2 protein-coding genes are annotated in these 3027 nt (G+C 72.1%); both read left to right on the plus strand.

Annotated elements, in window-relative coordinates; translation table 11 throughout:
- The first annotated feature begins 104 nt into the window (after positions 1-104).
- Entirely contained in the window at positions 105-1124 is a 1020-nt protein-coding gene (locus tag WA762_RS35320) for a dihydrodipicolinate synthase family protein (RefSeq protein WP_335941688.1), read from the plus strand.
- On the plus strand, positions 1108-2136 hold the full coding sequence (locus WA762_RS35325; protein WP_335941687.1) for a hydroxyacid dehydrogenase: 1029 nt from the start codon (positions 1108-1110) through the stop codon (positions 2134-2136). The genes WA762_RS35320 and WA762_RS35325 overlap by 17 nt, the downstream gene beginning before the upstream one ends.
- Positions 2137-3027: the final 891 nt, after the last annotated feature.

The following is a 3027-nucleotide window of genomic DNA, read 5'->3' on the forward strand; positions in this document are numbered from 1 at the left end:
GTACGCCCGTAGCCGCGACCGCGCCCGCACCCGGCCCCGTAACCGCGACGACTCCCAAACCCGTACCCTCCTCGGCGGCCGCGGCAGCCCCGGCACGCACCCCGATGGACGTGCTCGCCGAGGGAGCCGTCATCCCCGCTCATCCACTCGCCCTCGGCGCCGACCACAAGCTCGACGAACGCCGGCAACGCGCACTGACCCGCTACTACCTGGCCTCGGGCGCGGGCGGTGTCGCCGTCGCCGTGCACACCACCCAGTTCGAGATCCGCGAACCGGCCATCGGCCTGTTCCGGCCGGTGCTGGAGCTGGCCGCCGAGACGATCGACGCCGAGGCCGGCCGTCCGTTCGTCAAGGTCGCCGGGGCCTGCGGCGATACCGCGCAGGCCGTCTCCGAAGCCGAGCTCGCGGCCTCCCTCGGCTACGACGCCGTGCTGTTGAGCCCCGCCGTGCCCGGCGCCGACGAGAAGGGGCTCCTGGACCGGGCCCGCGCCGTCGGCGAGGTGCTGCCGGTGATCGGCTTCTACTTCCAGGAGGCCGTCGGCGGCCGCTATCTCTCGCCGTCGTTCTGGAGCTCATTCGCAGACCTGCCGAACACCGCGGCCATCAAGATCGCGCCCTTCGACCGCTACCGCACCGCCGACGTCGTACGGGCCGTCGCCGCCGCCGACCGAGCCGGCGAGGTCACCCTGTACACCGGCAACGACGACGACATCATCGGCGACCTGCTCACCCCGTACGAGGCCAAGGGCACTCGGCGGTGGTTCGCCGGCGGGCTGCTCGGCCAGTGGGCCGTTTGGACCGGCTCCGCCGTCACCCTCCTCGATCAGGTCCGGCGGGCACGCGCCGGTGACCACGACGCCATGGTCGATTGCCTCGCCCGCCGTCCGGAGCTCACCGACGCCAACAGCGCCGTGTTCGACGTGCGCGGCGGATTCCGCGGCTGTATCGCGGGTGTCCATGAAGTGCTGCGCCGCCAGGGGCTGTTGGAGGGCATCTGGTGTCTCGACCCGAAGGAGGTCTTGTCTCCCGGCCAGGCCGAAGAGATCACCCGGGTCGCCGCGGCCTACCCCTGGCTCACCGACGACGCCTTCGTAGCGGAGCACCTCGATGACTGGCTCTCCTGACCCGGGGGCGGCCCGCCCGCCGCGGGTCGTCGTCGCCGTACCCCCGCACCTTCGTGAGCAGTTCTTCACCCCCGCGGTGTGGCAGAGCCTCTGCGCCGCGGCGCAGCCGGTCGTCCTCGACGAGCACACCGACCGGGACGCACTCGGTGCGGCGCTGCCCGGTGCCCGTGCCCTGATCACCGCTTGGGGAACTCCCCGCCTCAGCGAGGAACTCCTCGACCTCGCTGACCGACTGGCGATCGTCGCCCACACCGGATCGGCGGTCGCCCCGTACGTCACCGAGGAAGTCTTCCGGCGTGGGATCCTCGTCACCCAGGCCGGGGACGCGATGGCCCGCCCGGTCGCCGAGGTGGCCCTGGCGTTCACCCTCGCCCTGCTGCACCGCATCCACCGCTTCGACCACGCCCTGCGAGGCGGAGCCGAGTGGGACGAGGCCGGCCAGGCCCCGCCGCGCCACGAGATCCAGGGCTGTGCGATCGGCGTCATCGGAGCGTCCCGTACCGGTCGTGCGTACATCGAGCTGGCGAGGGCACTGGGGGCGCGCGTCGCGGTCACCGACCCGTATCTGACGGCCGAGGACGCACAGCGGCTCGCGGTACGGGTGGTGCCGCTGGACGAACTGCTCCGTGGCAGCCGGATCGTCGCCGTGCACGCCCCTGCCACCGCCGAGACCCGGCGCATGCTGGGTGCGCGCGAACTGGCGCTGATGCCCGACGGCGCCGGTCTGGTCAACACCGCCCGTTCCTGGCTCGTCGACGAGGACGCGCTTCTGGCGGAGGTGTCGGCGGGCCGGCTGGACGCTGCGATCGACGTCTTCGACACCGAGCCACTGCCGGTCCGCCACCTGTTCCGGAAACTGCCGAACGTTCTGCTGACCCCTCATCAGGCGGCGGGCACCGTCGAGTGCCGTCAGCGGCTCGGCGCAAGTGCCGTGGAGGAGGTGCTGCGCTTCCTGCGCGGCGATCCACCATTGCACTTCGTGGGGCCGGACGCACTGGCTCGCGTCTTTTGAGCACTCGATCGCAACCACACCGGGCCCCAGCAGCCGACCAGTTGTTCCTCGGGGCCGAAGGCATCTCTGTCGCCTTCGAGCAGCAGGAGTGCTTTCGCGCAGCACGCCCTCTTTCTGCCGGCTCTCCAGCGTCTCCGTCAGCGTGGGGTACAACTTCCAGTTGGCCGACGGTGGTCCGTCCGCGCCCGGAGCGCGCCGGCGGTTTCGTCGAGGGCCGTCGTCCTGACCAGGGACGGCGCGAACGCGCCGGGTGATCCGGCCGGCGGGTCAGGGTCCGGTGGCGCCGGGGCGGGGCAGGGCGTGGTGGCCCTGGTGGACGATGACGCCGTCGCGGTGATGGTGAGCCGGTCGGGGCCGGCTTCTGTCCTCGGTGTCTCGACCGGGTCGGCCTCCGCGCAGCTCGGGCGGCCCGGCGTACCAGCCGCCCGTGGCTCCCTCGGGCGAGACCCTCGATCAGGCGCAGCTCCATGCCGTCCCCGCCGCTCTCGAAGAATCTCGTACAGCTCGGTTGACCGCGGGGCGTTCTCGGTGGCCTCCAGCGTGACCAGGCACTGGTCGCCGGGGGAGGGATGGGCACCACGGCGCCTTGGTCGGCGCACGGCGCCCGCCGACCAGCGCGTCGACTTCCCTGTCCAGGCCGCGGCGGCGTTCGGCTTCCTGGGCGCGGGCGAGCGGCGGTCGGTTCTCCACGGTGGTCTCCTCACGGTCCTTTACATGTCACCGAAGACCACCTGCGCGACTGCGTACCGAGAGAAAGTCCGCCACGTGGCGGAAAGTCCGCCACGTGGCGCCCGCCGGGCTCACGGTCGGTTCCGTGGGCGCGGCGGGCGCCGGTCGGTGCGGTCGAGTCGGTCCTGAGTCAGTCCCCTCTCAACTTTGTGGGGATTGTGA

Source organism: Streptomyces tyrfis (assembly GCF_037034285.1).
GTDB lineage: Bacteria > Actinomycetota > Actinomycetes > Streptomycetales > Streptomycetaceae > Streptomyces.